The 19275-nt window shown below is 71.4% G+C and carries 15 protein-coding genes; 4 read left to right on the top strand and 11 right to left on the bottom strand.

From position 1 onward, the window contains the following. Positions 1-111: 111 nt before the first annotated feature. The 9 genes from G3576_RS10065 to G3576_RS10105 all read right to left on the bottom strand — a co-directional run bounded on the left by G3576_RS10065 (position 112) and on the right by G3576_RS10105 (position 13538). Positions 112-759: a TetR/AcrR family transcriptional regulator gene (locus G3576_RS10065; RefSeq protein ID WP_164694253.1), complete on the bottom strand. Its 648-nt coding sequence runs from the start codon at positions 757-759 to the stop codon at positions 112-114. Between the two features lie 5 nt (positions 760-764). Beyond that, on the bottom strand, positions 765-3917 hold the full coding sequence (locus G3576_RS10070; protein WP_164694254.1) for an efflux RND transporter permease subunit: 3153 nt from the start codon (positions 3915-3917) through the stop codon (positions 765-767). Between the two features lie 4 nt (positions 3918-3921). Beyond that, positions 3922-5118 (bottom strand): efflux RND transporter periplasmic adaptor subunit, encoded by a 1197-nt coding sequence (locus G3576_RS10075; RefSeq protein ID WP_164694255.1) that lies wholly within the window; start codon positions 5116-5118, stop codon positions 3922-3924. 96 nt (positions 5119-5214) lie between these two features. Further along, on the bottom strand, positions 5215-6345 hold the full coding sequence (locus G3576_RS10080; RefSeq protein ID WP_235951716.1) for an MFS transporter: 1131 nt from the start codon (positions 6343-6345) through the stop codon (positions 5215-5217). Next, complete coding sequence (locus G3576_RS10085) at positions 6338-7969, bottom strand: hydantoinase B/oxoprolinase family protein (protein ID WP_164694257.1); 1632 nt, start codon at positions 7967-7969, stop codon at positions 6338-6340. The genes G3576_RS10080 and G3576_RS10085 overlap by 8 nt, the downstream gene beginning before the upstream one ends. Then, entirely contained in the window at positions 7966-9999 is a 2034-nt protein-coding gene (locus G3576_RS10090; protein ID WP_164694258.1) for a hydantoinase/oxoprolinase family protein, read from the bottom strand. The genes G3576_RS10085 and G3576_RS10090 overlap by 4 nt, the downstream gene beginning before the upstream one ends. A 123-nt stretch (positions 10000-10122) precedes the next feature. Continuing rightward, the gene (locus G3576_RS10095; protein WP_328728810.1) at positions 10123-10527 is read right to left on the bottom strand and encodes an HU family DNA-binding protein; all 405 of its coding nucleotides are present in this window, start codon (positions 10525-10527) and stop codon (positions 10123-10125) included. 60 nt (positions 10528-10587) lie between these two features. Further along, positions 10588-12573, bottom strand: a complete 1986-nt coding sequence (locus tag G3576_RS10100) for a molybdopterin biosynthesis protein (RefSeq protein WP_164694259.1) — start codon at positions 12571-12573, stop codon at positions 10588-10590. Continuing rightward, positions 12570-13538 (bottom strand): MoeA family protein, encoded by a 969-nt coding sequence (locus tag G3576_RS10105; protein ID WP_164694260.1) that lies wholly within the window; start codon positions 13536-13538, stop codon positions 12570-12572. The genes G3576_RS10100 and G3576_RS10105 overlap by 4 nt, the downstream gene beginning before the upstream one ends. A gap of 252 nt (positions 13539-13790) precedes the next feature. Here G3576_RS10105 and G3576_RS10110 point away from each other — a divergent pair, with 252 nt between their 5' ends. The 4 genes from G3576_RS10110 (at position 13791) to G3576_RS10125 (ending at position 17130) form a co-directional block, all read left to right on the top strand. Further along, complete coding sequence (locus G3576_RS10110; RefSeq protein WP_164694261.1) at positions 13791-14201, top strand: hypothetical protein; 411 nt, start codon at positions 13791-13793, stop codon at positions 14199-14201. Positions 14202-14276: 75 nt separating this feature from the next. Then, positions 14277-14984 (top strand): FCD domain-containing protein, encoded by a 708-nt coding sequence (locus tag G3576_RS10115; protein ID WP_164694262.1) that lies wholly within the window; start codon positions 14277-14279, stop codon positions 14982-14984. Between the two features lie 31 nt (positions 14985-15015). After that, positions 15016-15969 carry a VOC family protein gene (locus tag G3576_RS10120; RefSeq protein ID WP_164694263.1) on the top strand — a complete coding sequence of 318 codons (954 nt, stop codon included), beginning with the start codon at positions 15016-15018 and terminating at the stop codon, positions 15967-15969. A gap of 192 nt (positions 15970-16161) precedes the next feature. Beyond that, entirely contained in the window at positions 16162-17130 is a 969-nt protein-coding gene (locus tag G3576_RS10125) for a tripartite tricarboxylate transporter substrate binding protein (RefSeq protein ID WP_164694264.1), read from the top strand. 231 nt (positions 17131-17361) lie between these two features. Here the strand turns inward: G3576_RS10125 and G3576_RS10130 are convergent, their stop codons facing one another. Together G3576_RS10130 and G3576_RS10135 are read right to left on the bottom strand one after the other, a co-directional pair. Beyond that, positions 17362-18399 (bottom strand): Ldh family oxidoreductase, encoded by a 1038-nt coding sequence (locus G3576_RS10130; RefSeq protein ID WP_207622748.1) that lies wholly within the window; start codon positions 18397-18399, stop codon positions 17362-17364. A 2-nt stretch (positions 18400-18401) separates the two neighbouring features. After that, positions 18402-19274, bottom strand: coding sequence for an alpha/beta hydrolase (locus G3576_RS10135; protein ID WP_164694265.1), 873 nt, complete (start codon positions 19272-19274; stop codon positions 18402-18404). Between the last annotated feature and the right edge of the window lies 1 nt (position 19275).

Here is a 19275-nt window from a genome sequence, read left to right on the forward strand (position 1 = left end):
CGCCTTCAACCGTTGGAACCGTCTGTCCCGACGATTCCTGACAATCGCTAACGGATCGTTGCGCGCCGGCGAGCCTGCGGTCGAGCCCCCTGACAAAGATTCTTTATTTTCTCAGACAGTCGCCGGAAGCCTTGCGCCGGCGAGGAAGACATCCACCGCCAGCCGCGACAGCCGCTCCACCTCCTGCGGCTCCGGCGCGGCCTTCAGGCCGAGAAGCAGCTTGATGTGGGCGGAGCCCAAGGCCATGCCGAACAGCATCTTGGCCGCCGCCTCCGCATCCGGCAGCCGCAGCCGGCCGCGCCGCATCTCCCGCTCGATCCGCCGCTGCAGGGTGGAGGCACCCTTGCTGACGATCACCCGGTGGAAGGCCTCCGCCAGTTCGGGCGTCCGCGCCCCCTCCGCGATCACCAGCCGGAAGATCGCGACCTGCCGGGCCGAGAGCAGGTGTGCCCCGGTCGCCCGCAGGATGGCGACCAGCGACTCGGCCAGGTCATGCTCCTCCGCCGCATGGTCCACATGCACCGGCGCCAGCGCCGCGGCGATGCAGGCCTCGAACAGCGCCGCCTTGGAGGCGAAGTGCTGGTAGAGCGTGCGCTTCGACATGCCCGCGAGCCGCGCGACCTCATCGAGGTTCGCATCCGCGTAGCCGTCCCGCAGGAAGACCTGCTCCGCCGCCTCGATCAGCAGGCGGGACCGTTCGGCGGCCGGCATGGGCTCCCGCCCCGGCCGGCGGGGGGGCTCCGCCACCTGGTCGAGCATGGCGCTCACTCGCCCGGCGCGGGCACCGCCGCCATGGGGGCCGCGCCCGCCTTCGCATGCGCGGGCTTCGTCCGGAACAGCCGCAGCACCAGCATGAAGAAGACCGGCACGAAGAGGATGGCGAGCACCGTGCCCGTCACCACGCCGCCGATCACGCCCGTGCCGATGGCGTTCTGCCCGCCCGATCCCGCGCCGGTCGCGATGGCCAGCGGCACGACGCCGAGGGTGAAGGCGAGCGACGTCATGATGATGGGCCGCAGCCGCTGCCGCGCCGCGATCGCCGTCGATTCCAGCACGCTGCGCCCGCGGTCGAAGCCCTCCTTCGCGAATTCGACGATCAGGATGGCGTTCTTGGCCGTGAGCCCGATGGTCGTCAGCAGCCCCACCTGGAAGTAGATGTCGTTCGACATGCCCCGCAGGATGCTGGCCACCACGGCGCCGAGGATGCCGAGCGGCACCACCAGCATCACCGCCGTCGGGATCGACCAGCTCTCATACAGCGCCGCCAGGCACAGGAAGACCACGAGCAGCGAGATGGCATAGAGCGCCGGCGCCTGGCCGGAAGACCGCCGTTCCTCGAAGCTCAGCCCCGACCAGTCATAGCCGATGCCCGGCGGCAGCTGCGCCGCCAGCCGCTCCATCTCCGCCATGGCCTGGCCGGTGGTGTAGCCCGGCGCCGGGCCGCCCTGGATCTCCCGTGACGCGATGCCGTTGAAGCGTTCGAGGCGCGGCGACCCATAGACCCATTCCGTGCGCCCGAAGGCGGAGAAGGGCACCATCTGCCCTTGCGCGTTGCGCACGAACCAGCGGTCGAGGTCGCTCGGCAGCATGCGGGCATCGGCGTCGCCCTGCATGTAGACGCGCTTGATGCGGCCGCGATCCATGAAGTCGTTGACGTAGGTCGCACCCCAGGCGGTGGAGAGCGTCGTGTTCACGTCGCTGATGGACAAGCCCAGCGCACTGGCACGCTCCCAATCCACCAGCAGGCGAAACTGCGCCTCGTCATTCAGCCCGTTCGGCCGCACGCCGGCCAGGATCGGGCTTTGCGCCGCGAGCCCCAGCAGCTGGTTGCGCGCCTCCATCAGCGCCGCATGGCCAAGCCCCGCGCGGTCCAGCAGCTGGAAGGTGAAGCCCGTGGCGTTGCCGAGTTCCGTGATGGCGGGCGGCGAGAAGGAGATGACGATGGCGTCCTGCCAGCCCGCGAAGCGCCGGTTCAGCCGCGCCGTCAGCGCCTGCACCTTGTTCTCGTCGCCCGGCCGCTCAGCCCAGGGGCGCAGGCTGATGAAGCCGAGGCCCGAATTCTGCCCGCGGCCGCCGAAGCTGAAGCCGTTGATGGTGAAGATGGAGGCGACGACGCCGCTCTCCTCCTCCCGCAGGTAGCGGGTGATCTCATCCAGCGTCCGCTGCGTGCGTTCCGTGGTGGCGCCGGGCGGCGCGATCACCTGCACGAAGGCGGTGCCCTGGTCCTCATTCGGCAGGAAGCCGCCGGGCAGGCGCAGGAAGGAATAGCCCAGCGCGCCGAGCAGCGCGGCATAGACCACCATCATCCGCCAGGGCCGCTTCATGCTGCCCCGCACGCCCTTCTCATAGACGCGGGAGGTGCGGAAGAAGCCGCGGTTGAACCAGCCGAAGAAGCCCGTCGTCCCCTGGCCCGGCTTGTGCGGCTTCAGCAGCGTGGCGCAGAGCACGGGGGTGAAGAAGATCGCGACCATCACGGACAGGCCCATCGCCGTCGCGATGGTGATGGAGAACTGCCGGTAGATCACGCCGACCGACCCGCCGAAGAAGGCCATGGGCAGGAAGACGGCCGAGAGCACGAGCCCGATGCCGACCAGCGCGCCGGTGATCTGGTCCATCGATTTGCGCGTGGCCTCGATGGGGGAGAGGTGTTCCTCCGCCATCAGCCGTTCCACGTTCTCGACGACGACGATGGCGTCGTCCACCAGCAGGCCGATGGCCAGCACCAGGCCGAACATGGTGAGCGAGTTGATGGAGAAGCCGGCGGCGGCCAGCATGGCGAAGGTGCCGAGCAGCACGACCGGGATCGCCAGCGTCGGGATCAGCGTGGCGCGCCAGTTCTGCAGGAACAGGAACATCACGAGGAAGACGAGGACCACCGCTTCCACCAGCGTATGCATGACGCTGGTGATGGACAGGCGCACGAAGGGCGTGGTGTCCAGCGGATAGACCACCTCCAGCCCCTGCGGGAAGTTGGGCCGCAGCCGCTCGATCGTCGCCCGCACATTGGCCGCCGTGTCCAGCGCATTGGCGCCGCTCGCCAGCCGGATGCCGATGCCGGCCGAGGGCTGGCCGTTGAAGCGGGTCGTGAAGGCGTAGTTCTCCGCCCCGATCTCCACGCGCGCCACATCCCGCAGCCGCACCTGGGACCCGTCCGGCCGCACGCGCAGCAGGATGGAGGCGAATTCCTGCGGCGTCTGGAGATAGGACGGCCCGATGATGGTGGCGTTGAGCTGCTGGCCCTGGACCTGCGGCATCGCCCCCATCTCGCCGGAGGAGACCTGCACGTTCTGCGCGCGTATGGCGTTCGCGACATCGCCCGGCGTCATGCCGTAGTTCAGCAGGCGTGCGGGGTCGAGCCAGATGCGCATGGCGTATTGCGCGCCGAAGACCTGATAGTCGCCGACGCCGGGTGTGCGGCTGATCGGGTCCTGCACGCTGGTGACGAGGAAGTCGGAGATGTCGGTATTCGCCATCCGCCCGTCGCTGGACACGAAGCCCACGACCAGCAGGTAGTTGTTGCCCGACTTGGTGACGCGGATGCCCTGCTGCTGCACCGTCAGCGGCAGGCGCGGCGTCGCCAGCTGCACCTTGTTCTGCACCTGCACCTGCGCGACGTCGGGGTTGGTGCCCTGCGCGAAGGTCAGCTGGATGGTGGCGCTGCCATCCTTGGCGGCGTTGGAGGAGAAGTAGAGCAGGTTGTCGATGCCGGAGAGCTGCTGCTCGATCACCTGCACGACCGTGCTCTGCACCGTCTCCGCCGAGGCACCGGGGTAGGAGACCTGGATGGAGATGGCGGGCGGGGCGATGGCGGGATACTGCGCCACCGGCAGGATGCGCAGCGCCAGCAGCCCGGCCAGCATGATGCCGATCGCGACCACCCAGGCGAAGACCGGGCGGTCGATGAAGAAACGCGCCATGGGCTCAGCTGCCCGCGCGGGCCACGGGGGTGGCGCGTTCCGTCGGGTTCACCCGCGCACCGGGGCGGATGCGCTGCACGCCTTCCACCACCACCCGGTCGCCGGGGTTCAGCCCCTCCGTCACCAGCCAGTCCGTGCCGATGGCGCGGGTGGTGCGCAGCGTGCGCGGCTCCACCACGTTCTGGGCGTTGACCACGAAGGCCATGGGCTCGCCGCGCGGGGTGCGGGACACCGCCTGCTGCGGCACCAGCAGGGCGCGGTCGGTCACGCCCTCCTCCACCTCGGCCCGCACGAACATGCCGGGCAGCAGGAGCTGGTCGGGGTTCGGGAAGACCGCGCGCATGGTGACGGAGCCCGTGCCCTGGTCGACGATCACCTCGCTGAACTGGATCTCGCCGGGATGCGGGTAGCGGGAGCCGTCCTCCAGGATCAGCGCGGCGCCGGCCCGGTCGATGGAATCGCGCCGCAGCGCGCCGCTCGCGACATCCCGCCGCTGCTGCAGCAGCGCGGCGCTGGGCTGCGTCACGTCCACATAGATCGGATCGAGCTGCGTGACGGTCACCAGCGCCGCCGCCTGGTTGGCGGTCACCAGCGCGCCTGGTGTCACGGTGGAACGGCCGGTGCGGCCATTGATGGGGGAGGAGACGCGGGTGAAGGCGAGGTCGATCCGCGCGGTCTCCAGCGCCGCCCGGGCGGACATCACATCGGCCTGCGCCTGGCGCAGCGTCGCTTCCGCATTCTCCAGGTTCTGCTGGGAGACGGCCTGCGCCTGCACCAGCGACCGGTAGCGGGTCGCGGTGCCGCTGGCCGCGCGCTCCGTCGCCTCCGCCCGCGCCAGCGCGGCCTCCGCGCGGCGCACCGCGGCTTCGAGCGTCGCCGGATCGATCTGGAACAGGGGCTGGCCGGCCGAGACGCGCTCGCCCTCATTGAACAGGCGTTCACGCAGCACGCCGCCGACCTGCGGCCGCACCTCCGCCACGCGATAGGGCGCGGTGCGCCCCGGCAGCGTGGTTGTCACCGGCACTTCCTTGCGTTCCAGCGTCACCACCGTGACGGCGGGCGGCGGGGGCGGCGCGCCCTGGGCCGCGGCCTGCTTCGGCGGCTCGTCGCAGGAAGCGACGAGACCGATCACGCCGACCAGCGCGAGACGCGGCAGCAGGCGGCGCGGCAGGGTCTGCCTGAAGCCGGGGGAGGGTTGCATGCGACCTCGATGAAACGCGTCGGTTGTCGGAATGGGAAACTGGCGCGTTTCCAGCGGAAGTCAACATAAGATGCTGCAACGCAGCGTAACCGGCAGTTACGCGGCGCGTCCCCGCAGCCAGGTCGTTGCCAGGAAGGCCAGGCAGATGGCAGCAGCGAAGAAGGCGAGGCCATGCGTCGCCGCTTCCATCGACAGCCCCGCCAGCACCGGCCCCGCCAACGCGCCGGCGCCCCACATGAAGCCCATGGCCGCATAGACGCCGACCAGCGCCGATCCCTGGAAGCGGCTGCCCACCACCGCCAGCATCACCGTATAGATGCCCACGAAGCAGCCGCCCCAGACGAAGAGCAGCGCATAGGTGGCCCAGGGGTTGCCGAGCGCCAGCGGCCAGGCAAGCGCGCCGAGTCCGGCCGCCAGCGCCAGCAGCCGCACGAGGCGCAGCCGCTCCATCCGGTCCGCCAGCCAGCCGATCGGCAGCTGCAACAGGATGGCGCCCGCCATCATGCAGGTCATGAGCTGGGTCGCGCTGTCCTCCGTCCAGCCGAGCCGCACCGCGTAGAGGGCAAGGAAGGAGAGCCCCGCCGTCTCGATCGCCGCGTTCAGCACCACGGCGGCGATGGCGACGGGGGCGAGGCGCATGAAATGCAGCGGGCCCTCATGCGACGGCGTCTCGAAGGCCGGCGCCACGACGCGGGGCGAGGCGACGAGCAGCGTCGCCGCCAGCGCGATGCCCGCGCCGACCATGTAGGGCAGGGCGCCATGCGTGCCGAGGAAGGAGAGCATGAGGGGGCCGAGCGCGAAGCCCACGGACATCGCTGCCGTGTAGGCCGCCATGGCGCGGCCGCGATTCTCCTCCGTGCTCAGGCTGTTGGTCCAGGTCTCCGACATCACGAAGAGGATCTCGGACGCCGCGCCCATCAGCAGCCGCAGCAGGAACCACACCCAGACCAGGCGCACCAGCGGGAAGGCCACCAGCACCGCCGCCGCCAGCAGCAGCGCGATGATGACGAGGCGCCTTATGCCAAGCGGCACGACGATCCGCGGCAGCAGCCAGGCCATGGCGAAGACGCCGATGGCATGCATCGCCGCATTGGCGCCGATGGTGACCTCGCTGAGGCCCTGGCCCGCGAGGTCCAGCGCGATGAGGGAGGCGCTGAGGCTGTAGGTCAGGCCGAACAGCGTCGCCACCGCGATGACCGCGGCGCGGGACAGCAGGTTGTCAGGCATAGCCCATCCGGGCATCGCGGTCGCTGGCGTCCGGCGCGCGGTCCGCCGGTGGGCCGAAGCCGCCGCCGCCCGAGGTTTCCAGCCGCACCACATCGCCCTGCTGGAGCTTGAGGTTGTCCGTCTTGGGCGGGATCGGGCTTTCCGCGCCATCCCGCCGCAGCACCAGCGCGCCCTTCGCGGCGGGGCCGCCGCCGGCCAGCCCGTAGGGCGCGTGATCGAAGCGGTCCATGTTCGCCGTGAAGAAGCAATGCGCGCTGTCCACGCGCCATTCGCGTACCAGCCCGAGCCCGCCGCGCCGCATGCCCGCGCCGCCGCTGCCATCGCGGAGCGCATAGCGCAGCACGGTCAGCGGCAGCTGCGCCTCGATCATCTCGATGGGGATGTTGCTGTTGTTGTGCATGCCGCTGGCATAGGCGTTGACGCCATCCTTGGCGGGATGCGCGCCCGATCCGCCGATCTCGATCTCCACCAGCACGTCGCGCTGGCCGCTTTCCTTCACCGTCTGGAAGGTGGTGACGTAGCTGTTGCCGTAATAGGCGGCGGGGATGAGGTCCGGCACCGCCTGGTGCAGCGCACCGTTCATGGCGTTCAGCAGCCGGTGCGTCACCGCGATGCGATGCGCGACGGGCGCGGGGTGGCGGGCATTGACGACAAGGCCCTCCGGCGCCGTCACGCTGATTGGCCGGTAGCAGCCCGCCGACATGTGCAGCGAGGAATCGGCGCAGCACATCAGCGCGAACATCACCGCGGCATTGGTGGAAGCGAGCGTCGCATTGGTCGGCCCCGCCACCTGGGGCGAGCAGCCGGAAAGGTCGACGCGCGCCGTCTCCCCTTCGATGTGCAGCCGCACATGCAGGCGGATGCGCTTGCCGAGATCGATGCCGTCATCATCGAGGAAATCCTCGAACTCATAGACGCCGTCGGGCATCCGCCCGATGGCCGCGCGCATGCCGGCCTCGCTCATGTCGAGGATGCGCTGCCCCGCCTCGATCATCGCCGCGGCGCCGAAGCGATTCGCCAGCCGGGCCAGCGCCGCCGCGCCCACCTCCAGCGAGGCGAGCTGGGAAGAGAGGTCGCCCAGCAGCAGATCGGGCTTCCGGATGTTCTGCCGGATCATCGCCCAGATGCCCTCGTTCCGCACGCCACGCTCGATCAGCTTGACGGGCGGAATGCGCAGCCCCTCCTGGAAGATCTCGGTCGCCTTGGCGGCGTAGGAGCCGGCGACGAGCCCGCCGACATCGATGTGGTGACAGAGCGTGCCGACGAAGGCGATGCGCGCGCCGCCATGGAAGACGGGCCGGAAGGCCAGGATGTCCGGCAGGTGCTGGCCGCCGCAATAGGGATCGTTGAAGATGACGACATCGCCCTCGTGCCAGGCCTCCGGCTGCACATGGTCCGCCAGCAGCGTGCGCAGCGCATGCGTCATGGAATTGAGGTGGCCGGGGATGCGCGCGGATTGCGCGAGGTTCTGGCCCTCGGCGTCGAAGACGGCGGTGGAGTAGTCCAGTAATTCGCGCACGATGGTGCTGCGGCTGGTCCGCCAGATCGTGATGTCCATCTCCGCCGCCGCCGCCGTCAGCGCGTTGCGGATGACCTCGATCTCGATGGGGCCGAGCTTCTTCATGCCGCGATCCTCCGCGCGATGATCGCGCCCTCGGGGTCGAGCGCCGCGCGCCAGCCGGCGGCGATGACGTGGGTGGCGAAGGCTTCCTCGATGATGGCGGGGCCCTCGATGGTGTCGGCCAGGCGCAGCCTCTCCCGCCGCCAGACCGGCCAGGAAGTCGCCGCGCCGCCCTGCCACACCTGGCGCGATCCCGGTGCCGTCGCGGTATCGGCGGGCGTCGCGCTCGCCTCCTCCGGCTTGTCGAGCCGCCCGATGGCGGCGGCGCGCAAGGTCACGATCTCCACCGGATCGCCCTCCGCCGCGTAGGAGAAGCGCGCGCGATGCGTCGCGTGGAAGCGCGCGAGCAAGGGCGGCAGGGCAGGGGCCTCCGGCCAGGGCACCAGCAATTCGAAGGCCTGGCCGCGGTAGCGGAGATCGGCCGAGATCTCGACCGCACGCTGCGCGGGCGCCACGCCATCCTCCGCCAGCCGCGCATCGGCCTCCGCGCGCAGAGCCTCCACCGCCGCCGCCACAGCCTCCGCCTGGTCGTCGCGATACAGCCGCGACCGCGCGAGGTCCTGCACGAGGTCGGAGAAGAGGATCCCGTAGGCCGAGAGCGTCCCGGGCTCCCGCGGGAAGACCACTTCCGTGATGCCGAGTTCGTCCGCCACTTCGGTGGCATGCAGCCCGCCCGCGCCGCCGAAGGACAGCAGCGCGAAGTCGCGGGGATCGAGCCCCTTCTCGAACAGCGAAAGCCGCACCGCCGCCGCCAACTGCGCATTGGTCACACGCAGCACGCCCTCCGCCGCCGCTTCCGTGCCCAAGGCGAGCGGTGTCCCGATCCGCGTCTCCATCGCCGCCCGCGCGCCCGCGAGGTCCAGCGCCATCGCCCCGCCCAGGAAGAAGTCGGGGTCGAGCCTCCCCAGCACGGCATTCGCATCCGTCACCGTCGGCTCCGTCCCGCCGCGCCCGTAGCAGACCGGCCCCGGCCGTGCCCCCGCGCTGCGCGGCCCCGCCGTCAGCCGCCCCGCCGCATCGACGTTGGCGATGGAGCCGCCCCCCGCGCCGATGGTCCGCATCTCCACCATCGGCAGCCGCACCGGCAGCCGGTCCACCTCCCCCTGCGTCACCAGCCCGATGACGTGGTCCTGCACGACGGAGACGTCGAAGCTCGTCCCCCCCATATCCACCGCGACCAGGTTCGGCCGTTCCAGCCGGCGGGAGAGCCGTTCCGCCGCCAGCGCGCCGCCCGAGGGGCCGGAGAGCAGCAGCCGCGCCGGCTGTTCCGCGGCCCGCCGCAGGCTGCACATGCCGCCATTCGACTGCACCAGGAAGATGCGCGGCCTGAACCCGTCCTCCCCGAGCCGCGCCTCCAGCCGGGCCAGGTAGCGCTGCACCACCGGCATCAGCAGCGCGTTCAGCACCGTCGTCGACAGGCGCTCATACTCCCGGATCTCCGGGCTGATGTCGGAGGAGAGGCTGATGGGCACGCCGGGCAGCGCCTTCGCCACCGCATCCCGCAGCGCGCGTTCATGCGCGGGGTTGGCATAGGCATGCAGCAGCCCGATCGCGATCGCCTCCGGCGCCGCCGCGCGCAGCCTGTCCGTCAGCGCGGTCAGGTCACCCAGCGGCACCTCCACGCTGCCATCCGCGCGCATGCGTTCCACCACGCCGAAGCGCCGGTCGCGGTCCATCAGGCAGGGGAAGGGGTCGGGCGCCAGGCCGTAGATGTCGCGCCGGACGTGGCGCGTGATCTCCAGCACATCCTCGAACCCCGCCGTCGTCAGCAGCACGCCGCTGGCCAGCTTGCGTTCCAGCACCGCATTGGTCGCGATGGTCGTGCCGTGCAGCAGCAGCCCCACATCGGCCAGCGCGAATCCGAAGCGCGCCGCCGCCTGGCGGATGCCGGTCATCAACCCCTCGGAGGGATCGGCCGGCGTGGTGGGCGCCTTCCAGGCCATGACGCGGCCGTGGCGCTGGTCCAGGATCTGGAAGTCGGTGAAGGTGCCGCCGATATCGACCGCGATGCGAACGGGCTGCGTCGCGCTCATGCTCGCGCGGGCCCACGCTCAGAACGGCGCATCAGCGAGTCTCCGGTCGGTTCAGACCGGCAGCATGGCCGCGCCGTGAAAGCGGCGCCAGCCCGGGTCACGCCCGGGCCGGCGCCGAACGCCTCAGGCCTTCGCGGCCTTGCGCTTCGCCTTCTTCATGCCGGCCAGCGCGGATTCCTTCAGCGCCGGGCTCGCCTTGAACTTCACGGTGGCGCCGGCCTTCACCTGCACCTTCTCGCCGGTGCGCGGGTTCATCGCCGTGCGCTTCGCCGTCTCGCGCACCGCGAAGGCGCCGAAATCGGGAATCGTGAAGCGGCCGGTCGCGACGATCTCGGTCTTGATCGCGGCGATGATGTCGGCAGCGAGCTTGCCCGCGGCGTTCGCCGGCATCTCCGTGGACTTCACGATCACATCCGTGAGGAACTTCTTTGACATGTTGCGTCTCCTTGCAGGCAGCACCGCATAGCCGAGCGCGATGCCGATGTCAGCGGCGAAGTCAGGCGATTCGCCGATCTTCTCGCGCTGCACTGCGGAAATTCCGTGATGTGACGCCCCGGAACGGCTTTTCGCGGCGAAAACCGCAGGGATTCACGCCGCCGCGGCCATGCGCCTGAACCCCAACGCCGCCAGCCGGGCCTGCGATTCGGCCGAATCCAGCACCCGCAGGAAGGCCCGGACCGGCGCGCGATCCGCCCGCGCCTCGGCCAGGAAGAAGTCGTAATGTTCATCCGCCAGCGGCAGGAAGCCGAGCCCATAGGCGCGCGCCACCGTCTCGATCGCCACCCCCCAATCCGCGCGTCCCTGCGCCACGGCGGCCGCGACCGCATTGTGGGATTTCGGCTGGTTTGCGTAGCCCGCGGGCCTCGCGCCGCCCAGCAGCCCGTCCAGCAGGATGCGCGTGCCAGACCCCGCATTGCGGTTCACCAGCAGGCAGCGTGGATCGGCCGAGGCCGCCGCCACCGCCGCCGCCCCGTCCATCCCGGCGAAGCGGCCGTCGCCGGGCCGGAACACCACCCCCTGCAGCCGCCGCCAGCCCGGCACCAGGCGCAGCCCCGGCGCCAGGAAGGGCGCGTTGTAGGCGCCCGTCTTCGGGTCCAGCAGATGCGCCGGCGCCAGGTCGCATTGTCCCCGCTTCGCCGCCGCCAGCCCGCCCAGGCTCCCCACCGCCAGGCTGCGCGCGCCGATCCCCTCCGCCGCCAGCAGGTCCAGCATCGCATCCAGCCCGACGCAGTGGCTGCCGATGATGGTCAGCGCCGGCAGCCTCGCTGGCCCGCCGATCAGCGTCACGCGCAGCGCCTGCCCGGCCTCCGCCCCCTGGTCCAGCGCCGGGATGGCGAAGAACCCGTCCGCGGCTCCGAAGGCCGTGACGCTGCCCGAGCCCTTGCCGAGCGGCCAGGCCATCAGCCCGTCCTCGCCCCCATCCTGCCCTTGGGCCAGCGACGCCATCACATATTCCTCGCGCCCCAGCTCGCTCGGCATCCGCACCGCGAGCCGCGCCGGCACCTCCGCCTCCACGCGTTCGGGAAGCCCGGCCATCGCCCGCAGCAGCGGCACCGCGAACCGATGGAAGGTGAAGACGGCACTCGTCGGGAAGCCCGGCAGCACGAAGACCGGCTTGTCCCGCAGCCTTGCGATGCAGAGCGGCTTGCCCGGCTTCAGCGCCACCCCGTGCACGATCACGCCATCCCCCAGGATGCGGTGGGAGACATCGCCCGCGCCCTTGCTGGTGCCGCCGGACATGACGACCATGTCCGCCTCCTCCAGCGCGCGGGAAAGCGCGGCCGACAGCGCCGCCTCCTCATCCCGCAGGATGCCGAAGGGCAGGGGCTCGCCGCCATTCTCCGCCACCGCCGCCGCCAGGATGGCCGCATTGCTGTCGGGGATGGCGCCCGGCGGCAGCACGCTGCCCGGCGCGCGCAGCTCATCGCCGGTCGAGATCACCGCGACGCGCGGCCGCCGCACCACGGGCACCGAAGCGATCCCGCAGGCCGCCAGCATGCCGATCTCGCGGCTCGTCACCACGGTGCCGGCGCGCAGCACCGTCTCCCCCTTGGCGATGTCGCTGCCCGCGAACCCCACGAAGGCGCCGGGTGCGGCGGCGCGGGACAGCAGGATGGCGGGCGGCTCGCCCTCCTCCAGCCCCCCTTCCTCCATCACGGTATGCTCGATCATCACCACGGCATCGGCGCCGCGCGGGATCACGCCGCCGGTCGCGATGGCGGTCGCGGTGCCCGGCGCCACCTCGATCCCCGGCGCCACGCCGCAGGCCAGCACCTCCGCGTTCAGCACCAGGCGGCGCGGCGTCGCCTCCGTGGCACCGGTGGTATCGGCCGCCCGCAGCGCGAAACCATCGACGGCGCTGCGGTCGAAGGGCGGCGCATCCGCCGCCGCGGCGATGGGGCGCGCCACCACGCGGCCGAGCGAGTCCGCCAGCCCCACGCTTTCCTCGCCCAGCGCCTGGAACGGAAAAGCCGCGCGCAGACGCGCCGCCGCTTCCTCGGCGGAGACAACATCGAGAAACTGTTCCTGCCGCGCGGCGCGGCGGATGCGCTCAACCAGGGAAGGATCGGTCATCGGGGAAGGGCTTCGGCCTCGATCTCGGCGCCGGCTTCGTAGCCCTCCGCGCCGGGCGGCACCACCAGCACGGCCGCCGCGGCCGAGAGCGCCTGCAAGGGCAGCGCGCCCACCGCCAGCGGCGTCGCCACCCCGGCGCCATCCAGCGCCAGCGGCACCAGCTCCGCCAGCCCCACCGTGGAGGCCACCTTGCGCGCCAGCCGGGCGCGGATCGGCGCCGGCGCGGCGGCCCCCGCCAGGGCGCGCAGCGCCGGCAGCCCCAGCAGCAGCCAGGCGGCGACGGCATCCTCCGCGAGCGGCGGCAGCAGCACCGCCGGCACGCCACCTTCGCGCCCGATCCCGGCTGCCATGCCCGGCCGCGCGCCCATCCCGGTCATGGCCTCCGCCAGCCCGCCCTCCTGCGTCAGGACCAGGTCGGGCGGCCCGTCCTGCGTCTCCGCCCCCGCCGCCACCGTCCAGGCCGAAAGCAGCGCCAGCACCGCCGGATCGGCATGCCGCAGCGCGAGGCGCGGCACGCGCACCGCCACCTCCCGCACCCCCAGCGCCGCCAGCGCCGGCAGGTCCGCCGCCCGCAGCGACTCTCCCGCCGCGCGGATCACCCGACCGGCCTCGATCTCCCCGCCCGGCGCGCGCACCCCGTCGCCGGGCGTCGCCTGTTGCAGGGCGAGCGGGAGGGGGCCGTCGCCATCCATGTCGAAGGGATCGAGCAGCGCATCCGTCCCCGGCGGCAGCGCCTGCCCCGGGCCGAGGCGCAGGGCCGCGCCGGGGATCGGCACGGGCGCATAGGGGCTTGCCCCCTCCGTCTCCGCCGCCGCCACCGCCCAGCCATCCCGCATCGCCACCGGCGCGGCGGGCACCGGCGCCGCGGCCCGCACCTCCTCCGCCAGCACATGGCCGATCGCCGAGGCGGGCGCGCGCCGGTACGGCGCCACCGGCGCCAGCTTGGCCAGCAGAAGCGCGCGCATCGCATCCGGCGCGGTCAGGCGAAGGGGGGTGGAGATGGCGGCCGTCCCGGTTTCCGTTGGCCCGCAGTTAGGGGCGCTGCGCCCGATTCACCAGCGCCCGGGTCCCGGGAAGTGATGCCGAACCACGCACGCCGTGATCGAAAACACAAAAGGGAGAGCGCAACCCTCCCCCGTCATGCCCGCATGGCGTGCATTCCGGGGGGCGGTGTAGGCTCGCGCAACCTTGAACAACTGCCGGATTCCGTGATCCCCTTGGCCTTTGTCCTGCGCATGCTCGACCGGTTGCGCAGCCTGCCGCTGTGGATGCGCCTTCTCTGCGCGCTCCTCTTCGGCCTCCTTGCCTTCCTCGTCCGGATCACCCTGCTCGATCACCGCCCGGGCGCGGGGCGGGACCTCATGCTCGTCGCGATCGTCCTCTCCGCCTTCTGGTGGGGCTTCTGGCCCGGTCTCGTCACCGGGTTCACGGTGCGCGGCCTGGCACTCTGGTATTTCGTCGGCCCGCCGGAGGTCACGCTGGTCCGTCCCTGGGACGACAAGGGGATCTGGTTCTTCATCGTCATGACCGTCTCCGCCGCCTGGGCCGCGGGCACGGCGCTTCTGGTGCTGTCCCGCGCCGAGGACCGCGGCGATGACGGCCGCCCGCCCGACCGCCTGGAAGGCTGAGTCTCTCGATTTTCGAAGATACTTGATTGATCGAATATCCGCCCCTAGGCTCCCCGCGACGGGAAGGGGGGTATCGTGCCGCCGCGCACCAACCAGAAGCCGGCCGAGCCGGAAGCGGTGCTGGTCAGCCAGGACGTGTTGTCGCGCCTGAAGGGCGACATCCTGGATGGCCACTTCGCACCCGGCACGCGGCTCCGCTTCGCCGATCTCCAGCGCGCCTATGGCGCCGGCATCGGCACGCTGCGGGAGGCGCTGTCCCACCTGCTGCCGGAAGGCCTGGTCGAGCTCGATGCCAATCGCGGCTTCCGCGTCGCCGCCATCTCGGCCGATGACCTGCAGGACGTCTCCGCCCTGCACATCGAATTCGAACAGCGCGCCATCCTGGACAGCGTCCGCCATGGCGACGATGCGTGGGAAGCCGGCCTCGTCCTCGCCTTCCACCGCCTCGCCAAGATCGAGCGGCTGAGCCGAGAGGAACGCAAGCAGCGCAGCAGCGAATGGCTGGCCGCGCATCGCGACTTCCACCGCGCCCTCGTCGCCGCCTGCCCGTCCCGCTGGCTGCTGCGCCTGCGCGCGCAGATGTATGACCACATGGAGCGCTATCGCCTCGTCTCCCAGCGCCACCGGCCGCTCGGCCCATCGAAGCGCGCGGAGCATGAGGCGATCCATGACGCGGCGCTGTCCCGCCAGGCGGAGCGCGCGGCCGAACTCCTCGGCGCCCATCTGCGGGAGACCACGGAGACGGTGCTGCGCCACGCGCCGCAATTCATGCCGCCGCCCTGAGACGAAGCGGGCGAGGGAGGAAGGAAGAAGAATGCAGGACCCCATCATCAAGGTGCGCGACGTCGCCTGGATCCGGCTCGGTTCGCCGGACCTCGACCAGGCCGAGCGTTTCCTCACGGATTTCGGCCTGGTCCGGCAGGTGCGGACGGAGGATCGCCTCTACATGCGCGGCACCGGGGAAGCCCACCATCTGCACATCACCGAATGCGGGCCGGACCGCGTGCTGGCCGTGGGCTTCCACGCCGACAGCGAAGCCGACCTGCACCGCCTGGCCGCCCATGCCGCCGGTGCCTCGGGCGTCGAGGACCTGAACGAGCCAGGCGGCGGCAAGCGCGTGCGCCTGAAGGACCACAACGGCTTCACCATGGAGGTGGTGCACGGCGTGGCGACGGTGGCGACGCTGCCGGAACGCCATTCCGTGCTGAACACCGGCGCGGATCGCCCGCGCCTCGGCCAGTTGCAGCGGATCGAGCCGCGCCCCTGCCAGGTGAAGCGCATGGGCCATGCGGTGTTCAGCACGCCGGACATCGAGGGCTCCGTCGCCTGGGCGCATCGCCACCTCGGCTTCGTCGTCAGCGAGCATGTCCATGCCGAGGACAATCCGGACTTCCTGCTGGCCAGCTTCAACCGCGCCGACCGGGGCGAGGAGTTCGTGGACCACCACATCATGATGTTCGGCCGCCACAGCCGCGCGGGCCTCAACCACATCTCCTACGAGGTGCAGGACATGGACGACCTCCATGCCGGCCATGACTGGCTGAAGAGCCAGGGGCACTACCACCTCTGGGGCATCGGCCGGCACCTGCTGGGCAGCCAGGTCTTCGACTACTGGAAGGATCCCTGGGGCCGCGTGCATGAGCATTGGACGGACACGGATGTGCTGAACGCCGCCGTGGCGCCCCGCAAGCTGCCGAAGAGCCAGGGGCTGAAAAGCCAATGGGGGCCACAGGCGCCCCAGGAATTCCGGGAAGCCGCGAGCGTCTGATCCCGCGCGCCGCCTGCGGCGGCTTCCGGGACCAGACGCTCGCTTGCCTTGCCCTCAGACGCCGGGCGCGCGCTCCGCGCGCTTGGCTTCGCGGCACTGGCCGCGGGCCGCATTCGCGGCCTCGGCCGGCCGGGCCGGCCGCCAGTGTCTGCGCTCGACAATGAAACGCCGAGTAACGGAGGAAACAACAAGATGCTCACCCGCCGCCTGGCGCTCGGCCTGCTGGCTGCGCCGCTCATTGCCCGCCCGGCCCTGGCCGCCTGGCCGGACCGCCCCATCCGCCTGCTGCACGGCTTCGGCCCCGGTGGCACGGCGGACATACTGGCCCGCCTGATTGCCACGCCGATCGGGGAATCACTGGGCCAGTCGGTGGTGGTGGAATCCCGGCCCGGCGCCGGCGGCAACATCGCCTCCGCCGCGCTGGCCCGCAGCCCGGCGGATGGCCACACCATCGGCCTGCTGACCGGCGGCCATGCCGTCTCCGCCGCCTTCGCCCAGGGGCTGACCTTCGACCCCGTCAACGACTTCGACTTCGTCTCGATGATCGTGCGCTACGCCTTCGTCATCGTCGTGCGGGCGGACAGCCCGGCGCGGGACCTGGCGGGGCTGGTGGCGATGGCGAAGGCGCAGCCCGGCCGCGTGACCTTCGGCTCCGCCGGCGTCGGATCGACGCATCACCTGGTGGGGGAGATGCTGAACGCCACGGCCGGCATCCAGATGCAGCACGTGCCCTATCGCGGCGACGCCGCCGGCACCACGGCGCTGCTGGGCGGCGAGGTCTCCGCCATGGTCACCACCAGCGTCGGCGTGCTGCCGCATGTCCGCGCCGGCACGGTGCGGTGCCTGGCGGTGAGCGCCGCCACCCGGTCGAAGCTGCTGCCCGATGTGCCGACGGTGGCGGAGGGCGCGAACCTGCCGGGCTTCGAGGCGCCCACCTGGGCCGGCATCGCCGCGCCGAAGGGGCTGCCGGAGCCGGTGGCGCTGCGCCTGCACCAGGTGATCGCGACGGTTATCAACGAACCCGCCATGCGGCGTCGCCTGGACGATCTGGTGGACGGGGAGGTCGATGCCGGCCGCCCCGGCGACATGCGGCCCTTCGTGGCGGCGGAGATCGCGCGCTGGCGCGCGGTGATCCAGCGCCAGGGCATCCAGATGCAATAGGGGCGCGATTCCGCTGGCGCCCGCGCCGTCGTTCCTGTTATGTTCCAGTTATCATGGCCCGAGCCGCGCCACCACCTCGAAGCCCTCTCCCCCATCGGGGGGGAGAGGGTCGGGTGAGGGGGGCTCACCACCCGCACAACCCCACCCATTCATCCGTGAAGCACCCCCAAAATTCGGTGCTAAAGGTGCATAAACGCCATAATCGGCATAAGTCACTTAGCGACTAAAAGGTCACACCAGCGCCGGCACCTCGACGCCCAGCCGGCCCGCCGCCTCGACCAGTTGCTTCCAGACCCCCGGCGGCAGCGGAATGCCATCGGCCAGCCGCCGCGCCCGCTCCGCATCGCCGCGCTCGCCGGGCACCAGCAGCGCCTCCGCCCCCGCCGCGCGGGGCTGGGCCGCGATGGTCGCGGCCAGGTCGTCGACATCCGCGGCCAGCGCGGCCGGATCGCCGAAGGCCGAGAGGTCGAGCGCGATGGCGACGCCGTTCATGCCGTAGGATTTCTCGCCGCGCAGCGCCGGCGCGATCATCGGGTTGGTCGCGACCAGGCTCGCCAGGCATTCGATCATCAGCGACAGGCCCGCCCCCTTCGGCCCGGCCATCGGCAGCAGGGTGGCGACCTTCGCGGCATCCGTGGTGTCCGCCCCCTCCGCATCGATGCCCCAACCCGTGGGGATGGGGGTGCCGGAGGCCTTGGCGCCGAGGATCTTGCCGAGCGACACCGTCGCGGTGGCCATGTCGAGCAGCAGGGGAGGGTGCGCGCCGCCGGGCATGGCAATGGCGATGGGGTTGGTGGAAACCACGGCCTTCCGGCTGCCCGGCCAGGCCATCAGCGGGATGCTGGCGGTCATCACCAGCCCCGCCATGCCCTGCGCGGCGGCCTGCAGGGCGAAATGCCCGACGGCGCCGGCATGGGTGATGTTGCGCGCGACGCACCAGCCCACATGCACGCGCTTCGCCGCCGCGATCGCCTCCTCTATCGCGCGCTTCATCGCGACGGGCCCGGGCGCGCCCGCGGCATCCAGCAGCGCGATGGCGCCGGCCGCTTTCAGCAGCCGCATCTCGGCTGCGGGTTTGATGTCGCCGCCCGCGATCTGCTCGAGGTAGCGGGGGATGCGGATCACGCCGTGGCTGTCCACGCCACGGAGATTGGCGAAGACCAGCGTCTCCGCCCAGACCGCCGCATCCTCGCGCGGCGTGCCCGCGGCGGCCAGGATGTCGCGCGCGAGGGCGTGCAGGGCAGGGGCGGCGATGCGGAGCTTCGACACGGCTAGGCCTTCGCCACCGGGAAATGCACGTCGAGCCACCCCTTCAGGATGCCCGCCGTGCGCTGGTTGCCGGCGGCCAGCGGGAAATGGTCGGTGCCGGTGATGAGGACCAGGTCCTTCGGCTGCCCGGCCTTCTCCCACAGCCGGATCGACTGCTCGGTCGGCGTCACCGTGTCGTCGGCGCCATGGATGAACAGCACGGGGCGGGGGCTGATCCAGTGCACCACCTCCTCCGCCTTGAAGTCGAACATGGATTGCGCGGTATCGGCGGAGACTTCCATGAGTGCGTTGGGCGACAGGTTCTTGCGCAGATGCTCCTGCATCGGCACCACGTCGAAGCGCGGCACCGTCAGCGCCTCGCCCGTCTTCTCCTTGTGCGCGCGGTTGGCGGCCAGCATGGCGAGGAACTTGGGCCAGGCCTCGCCGGGATGCTGGCCCATGAACTTGCGCTCGCCATGCCCCCAGCCGCAGGAGGAGATGACGGCGGCGAAGCGCTGGTCCACCGCGCCGGCATAGCAGGCGACGGCTGCGCCGAAGCTGTGGCCGATGATGCCGATCCGCGTCGGGTCGATCTCCGGCCGCTGCGACAGCCAGTTCAGTGCATTCTTGGCGTCCGCCACCTGGTCATGGCACAGCACGTAGCCGCGCTTGCCGCCGGACTTGCCGCAGCCGCGGAAGTCCATGCGCAGCACGGCATAGCCGAAGGATTCCAGCAGCCGGGCCATGATCTCCGCATGGCTCTTGTCCTTGGACCCGATGAAGCCGTGCAGCACGATGAAGGCCGGCAGCCGCGTGCCGGGCGGCGTGCCGTCCGGGATGTGCAGGTCGCCCGCGATGTCGATGCCGTCGGAGACGAAGCTGACGGGGGTGTCCATG

The sequence above is a fragment of the Falsiroseomonas algicola genome (genome assembly GCF_011040385.1).
GTDB classification, from domain to species: domain Bacteria; phylum Pseudomonadota; class Alphaproteobacteria; order Acetobacterales; family Acetobacteraceae; genus Falsiroseomonas; species Falsiroseomonas algicola.